General features: G+C 62.6%; 13 protein-coding genes. 5 read left to right on the top strand and 8 right to left on the bottom strand.

Annotation, left to right across the window (positions count from 1 at the left end; genetic code table 11):
• Positions 1–47: 47 nt before the first annotated feature.
• A complete protein-coding gene (locus ABGM91_RS06300; protein ID WP_354830592.1) occupies positions 48–1,085 on the top strand; it encodes an aminotransferase class I/II-fold pyridoxal phosphate-dependent enzyme in 1,038 nt (345 codons plus the stop codon).
• A gap of 114 nt (positions 1,086–1,199) precedes the next feature.
• Complete coding sequence (locus ABGM91_RS06305) at positions 1,200–2,516, top strand: hypothetical protein (protein WP_354830593.1); 1,317 nt, start codon at positions 1,200–1,202, stop codon at positions 2,514–2,516.
• On the opposite strand, the gene ABGM91_RS06310 is transcribed toward ABGM91_RS06305, so the two are convergent.
• The 7 genes from ABGM91_RS06310 to ABGM91_RS06340 are packed head-to-tail and all read right to left on the bottom strand — an operon-like array spanning position 2,509 to position 12,812.
• On the bottom strand, positions 2,509–5,073 hold the full coding sequence (locus tag ABGM91_RS06310; RefSeq protein ID WP_354830595.1) for a VWA domain-containing protein: 2,565 nt from the start codon (positions 5,071–5,073) through the stop codon (positions 2,509–2,511). The genes ABGM91_RS06305 and ABGM91_RS06310 overlap by 8 nt on opposite strands.
• Entirely contained in the window at positions 5,070–6,797 is a 1,728-nt protein-coding gene (locus ABGM91_RS06315) for a BatA and WFA domain-containing protein (protein ID WP_354830596.1), read from the bottom strand. The genes ABGM91_RS06310 and ABGM91_RS06315 overlap by 4 nt, the downstream gene beginning before the upstream one ends.
• A gap of 26 nt (positions 6,798–6,823) precedes the next feature.
• Complete coding sequence (locus tag ABGM91_RS06320; RefSeq protein ID WP_354830598.1) at positions 6,824–7,699, bottom strand: DUF58 domain-containing protein; 876 nt, start codon at positions 7,697–7,699, stop codon at positions 6,824–6,826.
• Positions 7,700–7,734: 35 nt separating this feature from the next.
• Positions 7,735–9,183 (bottom strand): hypothetical protein, encoded by a 1,449-nt coding sequence (locus ABGM91_RS06325; protein WP_354830600.1) that lies wholly within the window; start codon positions 9,181–9,183, stop codon positions 7,735–7,737.
• On the bottom strand, positions 9,180–10,175 hold the full coding sequence (locus ABGM91_RS06330) for an ABC transporter ATP-binding protein (protein WP_354830601.1): 996 nt from the start codon (positions 10,173–10,175) through the stop codon (positions 9,180–9,182). The genes ABGM91_RS06325 and ABGM91_RS06330 overlap by 4 nt, the downstream gene beginning before the upstream one ends.
• Positions 10,176–10,177: 2 nt before the next feature.
• A complete protein-coding gene (locus ABGM91_RS06335) occupies positions 10,178–11,770 on the bottom strand; it encodes a hypothetical protein (RefSeq protein ID WP_354830603.1) in 1,593 nt (530 codons plus the stop codon).
• 16 nt (positions 11,771–11,786) lie between these two features.
• On the bottom strand, positions 11,787–12,812 hold the full coding sequence (locus ABGM91_RS06340; protein ID WP_354830604.1) for an AAA family ATPase: 1,026 nt from the start codon (positions 12,810–12,812) through the stop codon (positions 11,787–11,789).
• 237 nt (positions 12,813–13,049) lie between these two features.
• Here ABGM91_RS06340 and ABGM91_RS06345 point away from each other — a divergent pair, with 237 nt between their 5' ends.
• The gene (locus ABGM91_RS06345) at positions 13,050–14,234 is read left to right on the top strand and encodes a DUF418 domain-containing protein (RefSeq protein ID WP_354830606.1); all 1,185 of its coding nucleotides are present in this window, start codon (positions 13,050–13,052) and stop codon (positions 14,232–14,234) included.
• Between the two features lie 9 nt (positions 14,235–14,243).
• On the opposite strand, the gene ABGM91_RS06350 is transcribed toward ABGM91_RS06345, so the two are convergent.
• Positions 14,244–14,738, bottom strand: coding sequence for a YbhB/YbcL family Raf kinase inhibitor-like protein (locus ABGM91_RS06350; protein WP_215427467.1), 495 nt, complete (start codon positions 14,736–14,738; stop codon positions 14,244–14,246).
• 377 nt (positions 14,739–15,115) lie between these two features.
• On the opposite strand from ABGM91_RS06350, the gene ABGM91_RS06355 reads away from it, so the two are divergent.
• Entirely contained in the window at positions 15,116–16,096 is a 981-nt protein-coding gene (locus ABGM91_RS06355; RefSeq protein ID WP_354830609.1) for a hypothetical protein, read from the top strand.
• Between the two features lie 160 nt (positions 16,097–16,256).
• Complete coding sequence (locus tag ABGM91_RS06360; RefSeq protein ID WP_354830610.1) at positions 16,257–16,850, top strand: hypothetical protein; 594 nt, start codon at positions 16,257–16,259, stop codon at positions 16,848–16,850.
• Positions 16,851–17,025: the final 175 nt, after the last annotated feature.

A 17,025-nucleotide genomic window follows, 5' to 3' on the forward strand; every position in this document is an offset into this window, starting at 1 on the left:
CATGAACGGGTGCCGGGGCTATGGTCCCCGCGTTTTTCAGGAAGGCAATGATTCTTTTCAACTGTGATTACAGTGAGGGCGCCCATGCGGATATTCTCCGCAGGCTGGCGGAAACGAATATGGAACAGACCGCCGGGTATGGGGAGGATCCCTATTGCGCGCAGGCCAGGGAACTGATTGCCGGGTTGTGCGGCAGGACGGACCTGGATATTCATTTCCTCATCGGCGGAACCCAGACCAATTTCACGGTGATTGCCGCCGCGCTGCGCCCCCATCAGTGCGTGCTGTGTGCGGATGCGGGCCATATCAACGTTCATGAATCCGGCGCCGTGGAGGCTTGCGGCCACAAGGTTTCCGCCATTTCCACCCCGGACGGAAAGCTCACGGCCCGGCAGATTGAGGAGGCATGGCATGCCCATTGGGACGACGAGACCCATGAGCACATGCCGCAGCCCCGGATGGTTTATATTTCCCAGCCGACGGAGCTGGGGACCATTTATTCCCGGAGAGAGCTTGAAGAGATTTCCGATGTCTGCCGCCGCAGGGGACTGTACCTGTACATGGACGGCGCGCGCCTGGGCTACGGCCTGTGTGATGAAGACAATGATCTGGATTTGCCGGGGATTGCCTCCCTCTGTGACGCCTTTTACATTGGCGGCACCAAGGTCGGCGCCCTGTTCGGGGAAGCCCTGGTGCTGCGCCATGATGCCCTGAAGGAGGATTTCCGCTACATCATGAAGCAGAAGGGCGGCCGCCTTGCGAAAGGGAGGCTGCTGGGCATCCAGTTTCTGGAGCTGTTCCGGGACGGCCTTTATTTCCGGCTGGCTGCCCATGCGGACCGCCTGGCCGTGATGCTGCGGGATTTCTGCCGTTCCAGAGGGCTTGCGCTTCCCGTTGCCAGCGGAACGAACCAGCAGTTTGTCACGATGCCCGATTCCGTTCTGGATGAATTGAGGAAGAAGTACGGCTTTGCCTACCTCCGCCGGGTGGATGAAACCCACAGCACGGTGCGTTTCTGCACCAGCTGGTCCACACGGGAGGAAGACGTGCGGGAGTTGATGGAGGATATCGCCCGCCTGTGCTGAAATTCCCCTCCTGCCGGAGATGCCGGAAGGTACGGGGAGGGGCTTTTCCGCGTCCGTTTGCAGAGAAGTATTTTTTGTCTTTCCGGGGCGCAAAGGATAAGTCATGATGCGTCTATGTCCTTAACAGTGCGACAGGAATGGCAGGGGCGGATTTCCCGCTTGCAGTGGCTGCTGAATGCCGTGATAACGGTGGAGTGCCTCTGCATCCCCTTTTTTGCCGCCGGGGCGGTGGTGGGGATGGCGTGGTACGGCGGCCGCAGGCTGGGGGCGGACTGGGGCTGGCTGGCGGGAATTTCCCTTTCCGCCGCTGTTTTATTTCTGGCGGCATGGGGCTGGATGCGGCTCCGGGGACGTTTTTTCAGCAGGCGTGATGCGGCGGCTTTTCTGGATGAACAGATGGGACTGCACGCGGCGTTGAGCGCCGGAGAGGAGTGGGGGAATTCCGTGGAGAGTTCCGGAGAAGCCGTAAGGAGGAAGCCCGTGCTCCGTGTGCGCTCCGTGCGGTGCCTGGGCTGGCTGGCGGGAGGCGCGGCGCTGATAGCCTGCGGGGCCCTTCTGCCGCTGTCCGTTCAGCAGGTTGTGCAGCAGCTTCCGGACCTGCCGCCCGTCCTGGCCCAGGTGGAGGAAGCCCTGGACCGCATGGCGGAGATGGAGAGTGTGGACGGGAAGAGCCTGGAGCCTTTCCGGGAGCAGTTGGAGGATTTGAAGCAGATGTCCCGGAATGAGATGTATTCCCACGCGGGGCTGGAAGCTGCAGACGCCCTGAAGGGGAAGACGGCGGCTGCCGTTGCCGGGTTGTCCAACCAGATGTACCAGGCGGATTCCGCGCTGTCCCTGCTGGACAGCAGGAATGGCGCGTCCAGCCCGGAGGCGATGCAGTCCCTCCAGGAGGCCTTGAAGGGGATGGAGTCTCTCCCGCTCCAGCCGGGCGGCATCATGAGCCGCCAGCTTCAGGAGCTGCAGGCCTCCCTGCCTTCCCGGCAGATTGACCCGGAGACGGGCCGCCGCCTGAAGGAGCAGCTGGAACGCGCCGCCCAGCAGCTGCGGAGCATGTCCGGGCAGTGCGGCATGTCCCTGATGGCGTCTCCGGATGAGAACTCCGTGGTGAAGTCCGGGAACGGAGAGGGGGATGGAACTGAACCGGGCTCCGGAGGCGTGAGCCGCGGGCGCGGAGACGCTCCCCTGGCTTTTGACATGGAGGAGCGCAAGCAGCTTGATACGGTTTCCAGGCGGGCCGTGAATGAAGATTTAAGCCGTGCCGCACTGGGAGAGGCGGCGGGGGTGGAAACGGCGGCTCCCTCTCCGGAAGGGGAGAGGGAAGGCCTGGAACGCGGCGGCCGCGGAGCGCGCCCGGCCCGCGGGGGAGATGCCGTATGGTCGGACGACCTGACGCCTCAGGAACAGTCCGCCCTGAAGGGGATTTTCAAATAAATTTATTTTTCTCCGGCAGGGGAGGAAGCCGGGAGGTCCTGCGGGGAAGCAACCCGGTTCTGGTGAACAGGGCGTCCAGCACCAGGAGGGCGCAGGCTCCCCACAGCAGAAAGGGGCGGAGCTGAAGGCTTGTGCTGGGCCTCGGTTCCTGGAAGATGGAGGGCAGGTCCATCCGTTCCCTGCCTCCGGTGCGGCTTACAAGGTCCAGAAAGGCTTCCCTGGCCGCGGGTGGCATGGCCCATTCCGGGTCCACCTGCTGGCTGACGGGGCCAAAGGGGATGACGCCGTTTCCGACGCGGACCGAGCCCCGCGCCATAGTGCCGTGCGGCAGCGGAAAGCTGCACTGGAACACACCCGGCTGCAGATGCTCCCAAATGCCGTTTTGCGTGCGGGAACCTTCCTTTCCAGAGAATTCCATGGATACCTCCGGCATGCGTTCCGCCAGCCGCGGGATGTTCTCGTCACTGTAGTAAAGGCGTACCCGGAGCCTGTCTCCCGCCGTATCCGCCCGCACGGAGTAGCCCTGCGGGGGATTCTGCCTGTTGAGCCACCGGGCCAGGGTTTGAATGAGGTCTCCGTAGCCGTCCCATTGCTGGATGGATTGACCGTATTCCCCGCCCATGGCGAACGTGACGGCGGCGGCCCGTCCCGCCCCCCGGTTCCAGAAGGAGATGAGGGGCGCCCCGTTTCCGTCTTCCGTCACGCAGGCTGCCGTGGCTCCGTCCCTTAAGTAGCACAGGTTGTAGCCGTCCACGGCAGGGGGCCACGCCGGCTGCCGCGCTGCGATCTGGAGCCAGCCTGCCGTGCCGTGCAGGGGCGTGCGTTCCCGGATGAAGGCGGCGCGCGCCACGCTGATGGTTTCCTGGGCAAAGATGTTGGGGATGTCTCCCGGGCGGGTGCAGAAGAAGATGCGCCCCCGGCCCAGTTCCGCTATTTCCTTGAGCAGTCCGGCATCAGCGCTTTTTTCCGATCCCAGGGCAATGACGCTTACGGTGGTTCCTTCCTTGACCATTTCTTTCAGGGTTTCCCTGTAGTCGGCAGGTTCCTCGGAATCGTTGGCGTCCGCAAAAAGGATCAGGTGCCGGGTTCCGGCCACGGAGCGCTGGAGTTCCTTCCAGCCCGCTTTGAGCCCCTCGCCAATGAAGATGCCCCCGCCCATGGAGGCGATCCTGGAGACGCTGGAGAGCATTTGCTTCCGGTTGGGCCCCAGCCTGGCCAGGGTGACGATGGGGTGCGGGGCGCTGTCCACGGCGTGGACGGAGATGAAGTCCTGGTCGGACAGCAGGGAGATGGTCTGGCAGGCTCCGGCGTTGGCCAGGTCCATTTTCGTTTTCCCTCCGGAGACGGAACAGGCCATGGAGCCGGAACGGTCCAGAACGATGCTCATGGCCGTCATGAGCTTCATCTTGTCCTTTTTCATTTCCATGGAGACGGGGAGCAGTTCGTCCAGGGGGGAGGAGAAGTAGCCCCCGGAACCGAAGCTCTGCCTGCCTCCGCACATGAGCAGGCCGCCGCCCTGTTCCCTCACGTAGTAGTCCAGGGAGTGCAGGAAGTCCGCAGGGATGGCGGAGGCGGAGAGGTTGTTGATGATGACCAGCCCCGCGCCGGAGAGGTGGCGCGCGTCCAGCTGGCGCAGGTTGGCGGGGCGCTGGACGCGGAAGCCCTGCGCTTCCAGGAAGGGGACGAGGGGGTCGCGGTCATAGCCGGAGACCAGCAGGATGTTGTTTCCTCCCGTCACTTCAAGGAAACTGACGGCATGGTTGTTTTCAGTGATGGGGTCGTTCTGCGGAGCAATGGTCATTTCATACGCGGAGCAGCCGGGAGTGGTGAGCCGGTCCGTCAGCCTCACGGTAGCCTTGCCGTTGACCAGGGTGGCCTCCCCTTTCAGCGGCGGCCCGCCGTTTTTGCTGATTTGCCATGGAACCGTAACGGAAGGGCCGGGCGGTCCCGCCAGGGTGGCTTCCAGAATAAAGGCTTCCCCTGGCCGGATGCGGACCGGGGTCTTGATCTGTTCTATGCGGACGTCCGTTTCCCGGCGGGTGACGGCCAGCCGGTAGTCCACCGGAATCCGGGAATGGACAAGCTGTTCCGCCGCATGGTCCAGGGGCGTGGTGGGCCAGCCGTCCGTCAGCATCAGGATGCGGTTCACCCGGTCCGGGGCCATCTGGGCCATCGTGTAGGCCAGGGCCTGTTCCATGTCCGTTCCCGCGGTTCCTCCGGCAAAGACAGGGTCTCCGCGCCCCTGAAGCACGGCGGATTGCGCGAAGTCCACCAGGCGGATGCGGTCTCCGGAACGCTTGTGCCGTTCCAGAATGGCTTGGATTTCCTCCGCCCCGGCGGCCGGAATTCCTGCGGCGGAGTTGGACCTGTCCACCAGCACCCAGAGGTCCATGCCGCTGCCTCCCTTGTTGAAGACGGGCTGCGCCAGGGCCAGCAGGAGGCAGGCCTGGAGCAGGAGCCGCACGGGGGACCCCAGGCGCAGGCGCTTGTATTTCCACCCGGCAGCCAGCAGCAGGGGAACCAGGAAAAACCATTCCGGGGAGTTGAACTGGATCATGGGCGCGGGGATTTGTCAGGGGTGGAGGGGAGCCAGGAAATGACCAGGGCCAGGACGGCCAGCGCCAGCCAAAGCGGGGCGAGCGGGTCATGCCTCATGTGCCGCAGCGTTTCCTCATGGGGCGGGGGAAGGCCTGTGTCAAACGTGGAGCAGCGGGAGAAGTCCCCCATCCGGGCGTCGGAAAACCAGACGGAGCCCTGGAACAGGGGCGTTTTTTCCGTGCCGGGAGGAAAGATTTCCACATATCCGGCTTCTCCCGGAAGTCTGCCGGAGAAGACGGTTTCACGGCGTTCCCCTCCAGGCGCCGTTTGAATAAGTTTTCCGCCCGCGGGCACGGATAAAAGGGTGCCGCCGGGGAGGTTGCCGTAACGTGTGCCCGGCAGTTGCTCCTGCACGGACTGCATGAATCTGCGGATCATGAGCAGGGGGGCCGGGACGCGGTCCGCATTGGATTTTTCCCACGGCCAGTTGAGAAAAAGGCGCTTCTCTTCCACCCAGGCGAGAGGCGCTTCTCCCTGCCAGAGCAGGACGGAGGCTTTTTCTCCCGGGCTCATGGCGCCGATGGTGGGAATGAGCAGACCGCTCCAGTTCAGCCCGTCAGTCAGCGGGTGCTGTTCCGCCGTGACGGGGCCGGAGGAGGGTTTGCCGCCGCCTGCCAGCATGATGGCCGGGCTGCCGGCTTCCAGGGCGCCCTCCGCTTTTTCCGCCAGCACGCGGAGGGAAGGCGCGGCGCCTGCCGGGGCCGGAGTAAAACCCGGAAGGCCGTCCATGATGCTGCGGAACGTTTCCCCGGCTTTTTCCGGCACATCCATGCTTACGGTGACGGGTTTGGGAACGGTGCGGACCAGCAGGAGCGCGTCATCCGCCGGAAAGGCGTCCGGCGGGAGCCGGAGCATGGCTTTTCCGCATTCCGGAGGGAGGCTGTATTCAAATTCCGTGACGGCCCCGGGGTTCAGGTGCAAGGGGCGCCGGGCAGGCGGCCGCCCGTCTTCCGTGTGGATGGTGACCGCGCTTTGCAGGGGTGCGGAGCTGTTGTTTTTAACGGCGATCCTCCAGCGGGCGGGGCCGGCGTCCTCCACCGGGGTGATTCCCGCAAAGCCTGCATTGTCCAGCGGCCTGCCCACGCCCCGCGCGGATTGGCCGGGGGGAACCCGCCGGGCGGTGGAGGTGACCAGCCGGGTGATACCCGCGGGCCCGGCCATGGCTGCGGCCGTGCGCAGGGCCGGGGACAGGTTATGCGTTCCTTCGCGCGGCTGCCAGAGGTCCAGGGCGTGCAGGGCTTGGCGGGAGTCCGTTCCGCGGTAGAGCGGGCGGCTGGAAGGGCGGCTGCCCATGAGTACCCAGTTAACCGGAATTCCGGACTGGCGGATGGCGTCCATGTCTCCGGAAACGGCGCGCACGGCTTCTTCACGGAAAGGGGCCATGTCTGCGGAATCGTCCATGATGAAGACCACGGTCTGGCCGGCGTCTTTGCCCGGCCACGCGGGGGCGGCCAGAACCCAGGTGAGCAGAAGGACGGCCAGGAGTTGCATCCAGAAGGCGCGGGAGGTGCGCAGCCTGTCCCAGATGTTTCCCTCATGGGCTTCCGGAGACAACGCCTCCAGCAGGAAGAGCGTGGCCGTGGGCTGCACCTTCGTCTTGTGCTGGAGGAAGTGGATGGCAATGATGAGGGGAATGGCCAGAAGCGCCCATAACGCAGCCGTATTGGTAAAATGGGGGATCATGGCTTAGGGAGGGGATGAAGGACGGTTCAGGAGAGTTCCACGGCTCCCTGCCGGAAGGCTTCTCCGGCCAGGGAGTCCGTCAGGGTTCCCGTGCAGGGAACTCGGGCAAGGACGGCCTGGCGGCGAAGGCAGGCGGAGGCCCATAGTTCAAAGTGGGCGGCGTAGGCGCGGGCATATCTCCGGGACAGGGCCGGGGTGATGAGCTGGCGGCGCAGGAGGCCGGATTCACAGTTTTTAAGCTTTACGTTTCCGGCGGCGGGGAGCCCCGCTTCTTCCGCCAGCGTGGGGGCCAGGATGACGGAGAGGCCTTTTTGAGCGGTCATGGCGTCCAGCAGGGCAGCCGGTTCTCCGGGGTAGAGCAGGTCGGAGATGAGAATGTGCATTCCGTTGGGCCGCCAGGTGGAAATGGCGGGCATGGATTCATCCGGGGGAAGGTCCTGAAGCCGGGCGAGCCATTGGCCGGAGAGGACGTCCACATTTTCCAGAGGGACGGTGCGGCGGCCTTTCATCGCATGGAGCCGCACCTGGGCGCCCGTTGCGAGGGCGGAGAGCAGGCAGAATTGGAGCAGGCCCTGCGTGCGTGCCGCGCGCGCTTCATGAAAGAACATGGATTCGGAGACATCTACTGCCACGTCCACCCGCGGGGACAGCTCCGCCTGGAAGACTTTCATGGTGAGTTGCCCGGTTCTGGCGTACGCGGCCCAGTGGATGTCCCGCGGGTCATCCCCCCATTGGTAGGAGCGGTTCCCTTGGAAGTCGATGGAACTGCCGGACCCCGTTCCCGTCCAGTTGCCCTGCGCGCCGTTCCAGGCGCGGCTGGAAAAAGGCAGGCGGAAGCGCCGCGCCGCCTGCTCGGCGTCCGGCTGGATTCCCTGGCGGGCTGGCGGGGAAAGGGGCATCATAAGGTTCTAAGAGTGCAACAATGGCAGGTAAACGTTTATTCCCGTTCCGGAGGGGCGTCTTCCGGTTCCCGGCGCGGTGAAGGGGAGAAGTTCCGGAGCACGTCAAACCAGTGTTTATTCATGAGGAACAGCACCGCTATTCCGGCTGCCAGGTCCATCAGGCTGAACAGGGAGAATTTGCTGAAGGGCGGCAGTGATTTTTCATTCAGCAGTTCATGCAAGTACCCGCCGGGAATAAGGGGGAGGGGCATGTGGATGGCGTCCAGCACGTTCAGCAGCAGGAACAGGATGAGCCAGACCAGGGCATACGCCAGAAGAGTGTTGTTCTTCAGTTTTTTCCAGAGCGGCTTCAGGAGCATGGCCGGCATGGTGACGGCGTACCAGATGCTCACCGCAAGGCAGAAGAGCAGTTGAAGGGATTGGAACTCGGAGGTGGCCGTCATGCGGTCTGTCAAGTACAGGGCAAGCACCATCAGAATGCTGAGGAGCAGGGTGAAAAAGACGCCGCCCGGCAGGCCGGGGAGGAACAGAAGCTGTTGGAGCCTGGAGAACCTTTTGCTGTTCATCTGCTCCACATGAATGGGGAGAAGATAGGCCGGGTCAGTCAGGTTGACAATCGTCAGGAAGGCGCCGTAAATCATCATGAAGGTGAAGTTTCCAGCCATAATATCCTGGATGGCGGAGCTTGCGTTCTCCAGAAAGGCAATGGGGATGATGGAAGCCATGAAAAAAGCCAGTATCAGCTTCCGCAGGGGAGCCGCCGTGTTCTGTGCCGCGGGGGAGAACCATTCCCTTGCCAGCAGAAGCAGGGATGAGATGACCAGGAAGGCATCCGCCAGAATGAGGAACGCCAGAAGAATGCCGTTCCCCAGTCCTTCCCGGAAAAGGTTCAGGTCCGTGTAGTTGCTGCCCAGGATCACTACGCCGATGCCCAGGAGGAAGAAGGCGATGGTGCGCAACAGGGAGGGCATGGCGGACGCCCACAGCGTATACGCGGTCAGAATGCCGGACCCCAGGTAGAGAAGGGAAAACACGGTCACGTCCTGCACCAGGTTGATTTCCCCGTAGTAATACCGGATCAGGAAGAAGGGCAGGGAGATGAAGACAATCAGCAGGGACTGGGCCATGAAGGAGACCCATTTTCCCAGCACGATGCGGCCCGCGCTCTGCCTGGTGAGCAGCAGCAGTTCATTGTTCCGGGAGAGCAGTTCATCCCTGATGGAGGAGGACGCCCGCAGCGGCATGATGAAGAGCAGGGTGACGACCATGGTGATCCAGAAGATGGCCTGGCAGCCGTCGGGACTGATGAAGGGCTTCCCGTCAAAAGGATTGACGATGAAGCTGAACAGGAAGAAGAAGGAGAGCAGGGCGGGGAACAGGCTGGCCAGCAGGATGAACGTGGGCGTCCTGAGGCCCTGGCGCAGTTCCTTGACCAGGGCGGACGGGACCCAGATGGGGAAATCCAGAGAGCGGGAGGTATTCATAAGGCGGGGGTGGCGGGAGTTTCCGGAGAAACGGCGGCGGCCGGTTCCTGGTCGCGGCGGATGAGGATGTCTACAAAGGCTTCTTCCAGGCGGCGTTCGCTGCGGTGGAAGTCAATCACGGGCAGGTCGCGGCAGAGCTGGCGGAGTTCCGCGGCCACGGCGTCCGGTTCACAGGAGGTGAAAGTGGCCACCACCATCTGTTTCTGCACGGAACGCACGTCCCAGCCCTGGTGAAGGGCCAGCCATTCCTCCAGCGGTGCGGTGGTGTCTCCGGCAGTGCGGATTTCAAAGGCATAACCGGATTCCGTCTGACGGTGCAGCAGGTCTTCCATATTGCCGTCATGAACAATGGCTCCCGCGTCCATGAAGAGGAGGGAGTCGCACATTTCCCCCAGTTCCGAGAGGATGTGAGAGCTGATGAGCAGTGTTTTTCCGCGTGCCTTGAGCAGATGGACCAGGTTTTTGAATTCAATGCGGGCCTTGGGGTCCAGCCCCGCAGCCGGTTCATCCAGAATGAGGAACTGGGCGTCGCTGATCAGGGTGCGGGCCAGGCAGAGCCGCTGGGTCTGCCCCTTGGAGAGCTTGCTGATCATCTGGTCCTGGAGTCCGCCCAGCTCCGTGAAGTCAATCACTTCATCCACGGTGTCCAGCAGCCGTTCCCTGGTGATGCCGTAGGCCCGGGCGAAGAAGTCCAGGTATTCCCGGACGCTGGTGTTTTTATAGGGGTGGAAGTAGTCCGGCATCCATCCGATCAGGGGGCGGACCAGTTCCGGATAGTCCACCACGTCGGTTCCGTTGATCCGGATATGGCCGGAGTCAGGCATGTCCAGCGTGGCCAGCATGCGCATCACGGTGGTTTTCCCGGCTCCGTTGGCGCCGATCAGGCCGACGACCTGGCCCTGGCGGATGCGGAAGGAGGCATTGTTGACGGCTTTCAGCGTACCGAATGATTTGGACAGGCCGGAAACTTCCAGCAGAGGTGGCGTGCTCATAGTTATTCGTGTGGCTGGGGAGTGACGGCAACGGGGCCGGAGACGGTGATGGAGGTTTTTTCCCAGTTGATGGACGGCAGGGTGGGGATGGGTTCCAGTTCCCCGGGCGCCGGTTCCATGGTTGCCAGGAAGTGTTCCGGGGGCGGTGCGGACAGTTCATCTTCCGGGGTGAACGGGAAGGCCTGCATTTTTTGGCCCGGGGGCAGTTGTTCCAGGGTCCAGTATTTTCCGGAGGCGTCCCGGTAGGTGAGGCCGTTCAGGGTTCCGGGGAAGGTGCTTTGGAATACGGGGGCGCCGTCCGGAAGCGTTTCCAGCAGGGTGAGCGCGGCCCTGGTGGCGACAGGCATGATGAGCCGGTGCTGGAGCGTGGAACGGCTGGTGAACCAGTTTCCTCCGCATTGTTCGCCCTGCCGCGCCGCGTTCTCGATGTCTTGCTCCCATTTGGAGTGGAGCGCTTTTCTCTGGCGTTTCCCGGTGATGCCGGCATTCTCCGGCAGTTTGAATGTATTGTTCAGAAGGACGGAGGTCTTGCAGATCTGGCTTTGGGTGATCAGGGCGGAGTGGTCCTGCGGGTTGACTTGGATAAGCACCTCCCGTTTCCCGGCGCCTCCCGTGCCGTCCCCGACCAGGATGAAGAGCAGCAGCAGGAGGGAGAAGCCTATGGAAATGCCGGGAACCAGCAGGAACAGCCTCTGCCTCTTGCCTGCGGGCGCCCACAGGAACAGGCTCAGCGGGCCGACGAACACGGCAAAGATGATCAAAACCAGCCCCAGCATGGTGGACGGGGTGGAAAAGTAATAGGGGGCGGTGGCGGTGAGTTCGGGATAACTGTCTTCCTTCTCATGGAGTTTGATGAACTCCGCGAGCTTCAGCTTTTTCTCCGTTTCCGGCAGTCCGTCCAGGGACGGCACGTGCAGGATGCGGCCATGGCCCAGCAGCCGGGTGGCGGCGGGCTGCCCCTTGTCTCCGATGAGCCACAGGTTGCCCCCTCCCGTCACCCACTGGCGGATGGCCTTGCGGTGAGCTTCGTCAAAATAGGTCCGGTAGGTTTTTTCCGGAATAATGAGGCAGGTCTGGCCCTCATACATCCGGTAGTCGGCAGGCCATTTCATCAGGTCGCAGGAGGAAACGCCCGCATGATAGGATGATTCGGAAAGCAGGTGCCAGTCCGCCGGGGCGCTTTCCTGGATAACGGCATAAAGGTCCTTGGAGCTTGTGTCTACAGAGACGGAGGAAGTGCCTTCATGGGATTCCTTCACTTCATAGACAAGGTTGGAGGAGAGCAGAGGGTAAACGACCGCCTGGACGCTTTCCCCGGCGGGAATGAAGAACGGATAGGTGTGGCTGGTCCCGTGGTCGCTGCGCCAGCCTTCCCGGAATTGAAGGGTGGCGCTCCTGTCCGCGGCCGTGGTGTTTTCCAGCCTGACCCGCAGGGGGACGCGGGCGTCCTCCGCGCTGTAGTCAAACGCTTCCTCCACGGATACGATGATGGGGGGTGGGGGGACGGGGCTGGCGTGGAGCCGTGCGCCGCTGAACGCCGTGAGGAGAAGAAGGCTGAAGAACAGCCATGAGCGGGAGAGAGGATGGCGGAACATGGGTAAGGGTGCTGGATTAATGAATTTTGGCGGCGGCCAGGGAATCCGGCAGGGGCTTGTTCTGGGCCGGGATTTCTTTCATCAGGCGGTCGATGACCGTGGCGGGAGTCATGCCGTCCAGCCGGGCCATGTGGTTGAGCAGGATACGGTGGCCCAGCACGGGATGGAGCACGGCCTGCACGTCTTCAAAGGAGCAGAAGGGGCGTCCGTGGCGCAGCGCGCGCGCCTTGGCGGCGGCAGCCAGGCCCAGGGCCGCCCGGGGGCTGGCCCCGTACTTGACGCCGCCGGAGGCTTCCGATTCTCCGGGGTGGGTGGCGTTGACCAGCCTGCCTATGTAGTCCGCCACCACTTCCGGAATGGCGGTGTTCCGGGCCATCTGCATGAGGTCCAGCAATTCCTGCGCGTCCAGGACCGGGGAAATTTCTGGCTCCACGCCCATTTCCCGGTTGAGGACGATGCGGGCCAGCACGTCCGCCGGGGTGCGGCTGACGTTGATTTTGAAAAGGAAGCGGTCCAGCTGCGCTTCCGGCAGGGGAAAGGTGCCCTCCAGTTCAATGGGGTTCTGGGTGGCGAGGACGAAAAAGGGATGAGGCAGGGCATGGGTTTCCCCCATTACGGTGACGCGGCGCTCCTGCATGGCCTCCAGCAGGGCGGACTGGGTCTTGGGAGAGGCGCGGTTGATTTCATCCGCCAGCATGATGTTGGCGAAGACCGGGCCTTCCTGGAAGACGAAGGTTTTTGCCCCGTTCATTTCCTGGAGGACGGGAGTGCCCGTGATGTCCCCGGGCAGCAGGTCCGGCGTGAACTGGACGCGGCGCGCCGTGAGGGCCAGTGCCCTGGAGAGCCCTTTGACCAGTTCCGTCTTGCCCAGGCCGGGCAGCCCTTCCAGCAGGATGTGGCCGCGCGCCAGCACGCCGATGAGGACGAGTTCAATGAGGTCTTCCTTGCCGAACAGCACCTGGTTCATGGCGGCGGCCAGGGCGTCAAGCTTTCTTACGGCATAGCCGAGTTCTTCCTGGGAGAGAGAGGGGAGGGTATTCATGGGGAACTGCCGGATGACCGCGGCTTTTTGGAAAAAAGCCCGGGGAGTTGTTAGAGTTTTGCGTGAACTTACTCCATGCGTCCGGTAATCCGCAAGCAGAAAAGGCGGGACCTGTTAATTTTCAGGAATATGAAGGAAAAGAAGTCCGGCGTGGATTTTTGCTGTAAACGGCTTTGCCGTGGTGTAACGTTGCTTCTGTTGAAACAAAGGCGCTTCCCGCGCTGTAATATCACTGCCATGGATCCCGTACTCTCTCCGGACAGCAAACGTATTTATGTGGTGGACGCCCTGCGCGGCTTTGCCGTGATGGCGATCATGCTGTTGCATTTCCTGGAGCATTTCATCTACAATTCCTACCCCGTGGCTTCCTCCCCGGTGATGGAGGCGGCCAACCAGCAGTTCAAGGAGGTCTTCTTCTTCCTGTTCGCCGGAAAATCCTACACCATATTTGCGCTGTTGTTCGGGTTCACCTTTGCCATCCAGTACCGCAACCAGGCGCGGAAGGGACGGGACTTTGCGGGCAGGTTCGTCTGGCGCATGTGCCTGCTGGTGGTGTTCGCCTGCCTGAACGCGATGTTCTTTCCGGGCGGGGACGTGCTGCTGACCTTCGCCATTGCGGGGCTTCTGCTGGTGCCGTGCCGCCGCTTGAAAACCTCCGCACTGGTGCTCCTGTCCCTGTTCTTCCTGGCGCAGCCCCTGGAATGGGCGTATGCGGCGGCGCAGTGGGTAAATCCGGGCTGGGCGCCGCCCTCCCTGTCCGTGGCGGAATCATACGCCTCCCTGAAAGCCGCGGTGGATACGGGCAACTTCTGGGTGATGGCCAGGGAGAACCTGACCGTGGGCCAGTGGGCCAGCCTGGCGTGGGGCATTGAAGCCGGGCGCCTGATGCAGGCCCCGGGCCTGTTCCTGCTGGGCTTTGTGCTGGGAAGGCAGGATTTCTTTTTGCAGAATGACGGAAATGCCGTGTTCTGGACCCGCGGGCTGCTTCTTTCCCTGGCCGGGGCCGTAGCGTTTTACGTGGTGATGTCCCTTCCCGGGCTGCCTGCTCCGCTGCATACCGTGTTCAGCATGTGGCACAACGTCTGCTTTACCGGCCTGTGGGTGGCCGGATTCGTCCTGCTGTACCGGCTGGAATATTTCCGGAAAGTGACGGTGCCGCTACTGACCTACGGGCGCATGAGCCTGACCAACTACGTTTCCCAGTCCATGATCGGCTCCCTGATCTTCTTCCCGTATGCGCTGGGGCTGGCCTCCTATTGCGGGTACCTGGCCAGTTTTGTGATCGGCTGCGCCGCCATGGCGGCGCAGATATGGTTCTGCCGCTGGTGGCTGGAACGCCACCGCTACGGGGTGCTGGAAGGATGGTGGCACCGGGCCACCTGGATGGATGCCGGAAAGGCCGCCAAACGGGAAGCCCGGTAAAAGCGCGGACTATTTGGCCGGAACCTGGTCGTAAAAGACAAGGGACGCTTTTTCCAGCGTGTGCTGCCAGAGGTGGAACCCCACCTGGGCGGCGGGCGTATCCGGCGTTACCGGCAGGGAAGCCGTATCCAGCGCGTAAACGGTGACCAGGTACAGGTGCCAGCCGTGGCCCGGGGGCGGGAAACTGCCGCTGTAGCCTGTGAATCCGGCGTCATTGCGGATTTGGACAACCTGTTCCGGCATCAGGCGGGTGGCCGGGTTTCCGGCATCCGCGTGCAGTTCCCGGACGGAGGCGGGAATGTTGACGGCCAGCCAGTGCCAGAAGCCGCTTCCGGTGGGCGCGTCACGGTCATGAATGGTGACGGCAAAGCTCTTTGTTTCTTCCGGCGGATTGGTCCAGAAGAGCTGGGGGGACTGATTGGCTCCTCCAATGCTGGTGTGCCGGTTGACAGGCGTGGCGACGCCGCCCAGGTCCTTGCTGTGAAGTGTGAATGATGAAGGCATAAGGTCAGGAGTCCATTCCCGGGGCATCCGTTCAAAATGCGACGGTTTGAGAGGCGCTGCGGAGGTAGCCTGATGCCGGGGCGCCCGGCGTCTTTTCCCGCATGCCTGCGATCCATTCCCCTTTGATTTTTCTTCCCGGCCGTATTCTGCCACTCCCCCGGCGCGGGAGCGGGCGCATTCCTTTTCAAACCGCCGGGAAGGGCGGGGAGGGATGGAGGGGAACGCTGTATCTTGCCCTTGTTCCAGTGTTCCGGGAGCATGGAGCCGATGGGAAGCCGCTCCGTTTTCAACCGTTCCCGCGCTGTTCCGCCATGGCGGGCACGGGGCCGTTCCACATGGCGCTTTCTTTTAAGGGACGGATGTAGTATGCATGGCGCATGGAAGGGCGGACGGACATAGGCGGCTTTTTCGGTCTGGAACTGCCGGAATACGGCAATTTCCCGCAATGGCATCCGGGCCGGAGCGTGGCCGTGAATTCCGGCAGGCGCGCACTGGAGCATATCCTGCGCCGTCTGGGAGATGTGCGGCGCGTCCATGTTCCCCTGTATACGTGCCCGGCTGCGCTGGAACCGATGGAACGGCTCCGGGTGCCCGCCGTCTTTTACCGCCTGGACGAACGCCTGGAGCTGGAGAAGCTGCCGGAACTGGAGGAGGGGGAATACCTGCTGTACGCAAATTACTTCGGCATCAAGGAGAAGTATGTGGACCTGCTGGCCTCCCGGTATGGAGGGAGGCTGATTGTGGACAATGCGCTGGCCCTGTATTCCCCGCCGCGTTCCGGGGCGTGCGCCCTGTATAGCCCGCGCAAATTCTCCGGGCTGCCGGACGGGGGTATTGCCGTCATGGGGGCCGGGGATCCGCTGCCGGAGGAACGGGATGAATCCCTGCCGGACGCCGCCTTCCTGCTGGAATGGCTGGAACATGGGCCGGAGGGGGCGTCTGCGGCCTGCGGGCGCAACGAGGAGCGTTTGCGGAACGCCCCCTTGCGCAGGATGTCCCGTTTGACGGAACGTTTGATTGGCGGCATTGACTATGAGCGGGCAAGGCTCCGGCGCATGGAGAACTTCCGGTTTCTGCACGAAAGGCTGGGGCCGTTGAACCGGCTGTCCGTGGACCTTGATTCCGTGTCCGGGCCTTTCTGCTATCCGTTTTGGACGGCTTTTCCGGAATTGAGAAACGCTCTGATTGATGAACGCATCCTGGTTCCCCTGCTGTGGCCGGAGGTACTGGAACGGGCTCCGGCGGACAGCCTGGAATGGAAGCTGGCGCTGCATCTGCTGCCGCTGCCCGTGGACCAGCGCTGCGGTCCGCAGGACATGGAGCGCATGGCGCGGGCGGTGGAGGCGTTTTATTCCTGAAAGGGAGGAATAAACTATTTTGTTAGAGATGGAATAAGGCGTTGACGGTGTGGGGTAGCTTATCTAACATTTCCGCATGTCCGACTACCTCTCTTCTTTGGGCTACCCTTTCCGGGGGCGCCCCATGGTGTTTATTTTTGGAGTGCTTATTATATGGGCCATGTATTTGGCTTCATGGGCTTCCCTCATTGGCCTGATTGCCAATTTCTGCTTCCTGCTGCCCTTCATGGGCGTCTTTTTCATGAAGATGGTGCAGCAGTCCGCCATGGGTGAAGAGGAAATCTGCCTTTTCCCGGAGCTGGAGGACTGGCTGGACAGCATGATGATGCCTTTCATTCAACTGGTGGCGTGCATGGTGGTGTCTTCCCTGCCTCTGGTTATTTACCTGAACGTGGCGGACTGGGATTTGGACGGCTCCCTGGCCTGGCTTTTCATTGCGGCGGGGGCGGTGTACTTCCCGGGCGCGTTCATGAGAACAGCCGTTCTGGAAAGTTTTTCCGGGCTTTCACCCGTGGGCTGGTGGATGCTGGTCCGGAGGGCGCCCCTGGCCTATGCCGGGGTGCTTGCCGCCATTGGCGCAGGAGGATGGGTGATCCTGAACCTTCCTTCCGGTCTGCTGCTGGATTTTGTCATGGCCCCCGTGAAGCTCTACATCACCTGCGTGCTGATGAACGTGTGCGGCCTCTTCATGCTCAAGCATGAATTTGCCGAAGAAGGGGAAGAAGACGACTTTTCCATCTCCGGCCCGGCTTGAGGGCCGCCCCCCTTCCGGCGTGCCGGGGGGACGCTTGCTCAATTGCGCGCGCACGACGGGGCGAAAGGCTGCCGGATGAAATTGCAGAGGGTAGGGGCCTGCGCCCCCGCACCAATGACGGTCACTGCGGGAGTGGTGAAGGATGATGGTTTGTTCTTGAGAAAGTAGTTGCAGG

Origin of the sequence: Akkermansia muciniphila, from assembly GCF_040616545.1 — a bacterium.
GTDB classification, from domain to species: Bacteria; Verrucomicrobiota; Verrucomicrobiia; order Verrucomicrobiales; family Akkermansiaceae; genus Akkermansia; species Akkermansia muciniphila_E.

What these genes read in the sequence shown, in the direction of transcription:
- ABGM91_RS06300 (WP_354830592.1), top strand. Translation starts at nt 48, where the DNA reads ATGATTCTTTTCAACTGTGATTACAGTGAGGGCGCCCATGCGGATATT.
- ABGM91_RS06305 (WP_354830593.1), top strand. Translation starts at nt 1,200, where the DNA reads ATGTCCTTAACAGTGCGACAGGAATGGCAGGGGCGGATTTCCCGCTTG.
- ABGM91_RS06310 (WP_354830595.1), bottom strand. Translation starts at nt 5,073, where the DNA reads ATGATCCAGTTCAACTCCCCGGAATGGTTTTTCCTGGTTCCCCTGCTG.
- ABGM91_RS06315 (WP_354830596.1), bottom strand. Translation starts at nt 6,797, where the DNA reads ATGATCCCCCATTTTACCAATACGGCTGCGTTATGGGCGCTTCTGGCC.
- ABGM91_RS06320 (WP_354830598.1), bottom strand. Translation starts at nt 7,699, where the DNA reads ATGATGCCCCTTTCCCCGCCAGCCCGCCAGGGAATCCAGCCGGACGCC.
- ABGM91_RS06325 (WP_354830600.1), bottom strand. Translation starts at nt 9,183, where the DNA reads ATGAATACCTCCCGCTCTCTGGATTTCCCCATCTGGGTCCCGTCCGCC.
- ABGM91_RS06330 (WP_354830601.1), bottom strand. Translation starts at nt 10,175, where the DNA reads ATGAGCACGCCACCTCTGCTGGAAGTTTCCGGCCTGTCCAAATCATTC.
- ABGM91_RS06335 (WP_354830603.1), bottom strand. Translation starts at nt 11,770, where the DNA reads ATGTTCCGCCATCCTCTCTCCCGCTCATGGCTGTTCTTCAGCCTTCTT.
- ABGM91_RS06340 (WP_354830604.1), bottom strand. Translation starts at nt 12,812, where the DNA reads ATGAATACCCTCCCCTCTCTCTCCCAGGAAGAACTCGGCTATGCCGTA.
- ABGM91_RS06345 (WP_354830606.1), top strand. Translation starts at nt 13,050, where the DNA reads ATGGATCCCGTACTCTCTCCGGACAGCAAACGTATTTATGTGGTGGAC.
- ABGM91_RS06350 (WP_215427467.1), bottom strand. Translation starts at nt 14,738, where the DNA reads ATGCCTTCATCATTCACACTTCACAGCAAGGACCTGGGCGGCGTCGCC.
- ABGM91_RS06355 (WP_354830609.1), top strand. Translation starts at nt 15,116, where the DNA reads ATGGAAGGGCGGACGGACATAGGCGGCTTTTTCGGTCTGGAACTGCCG.
- ABGM91_RS06360 (WP_354830610.1), top strand. Translation starts at nt 16,257, where the DNA reads ATGTATTTGGCTTCATGGGCTTCCCTCATTGGCCTGATTGCCAATTTC.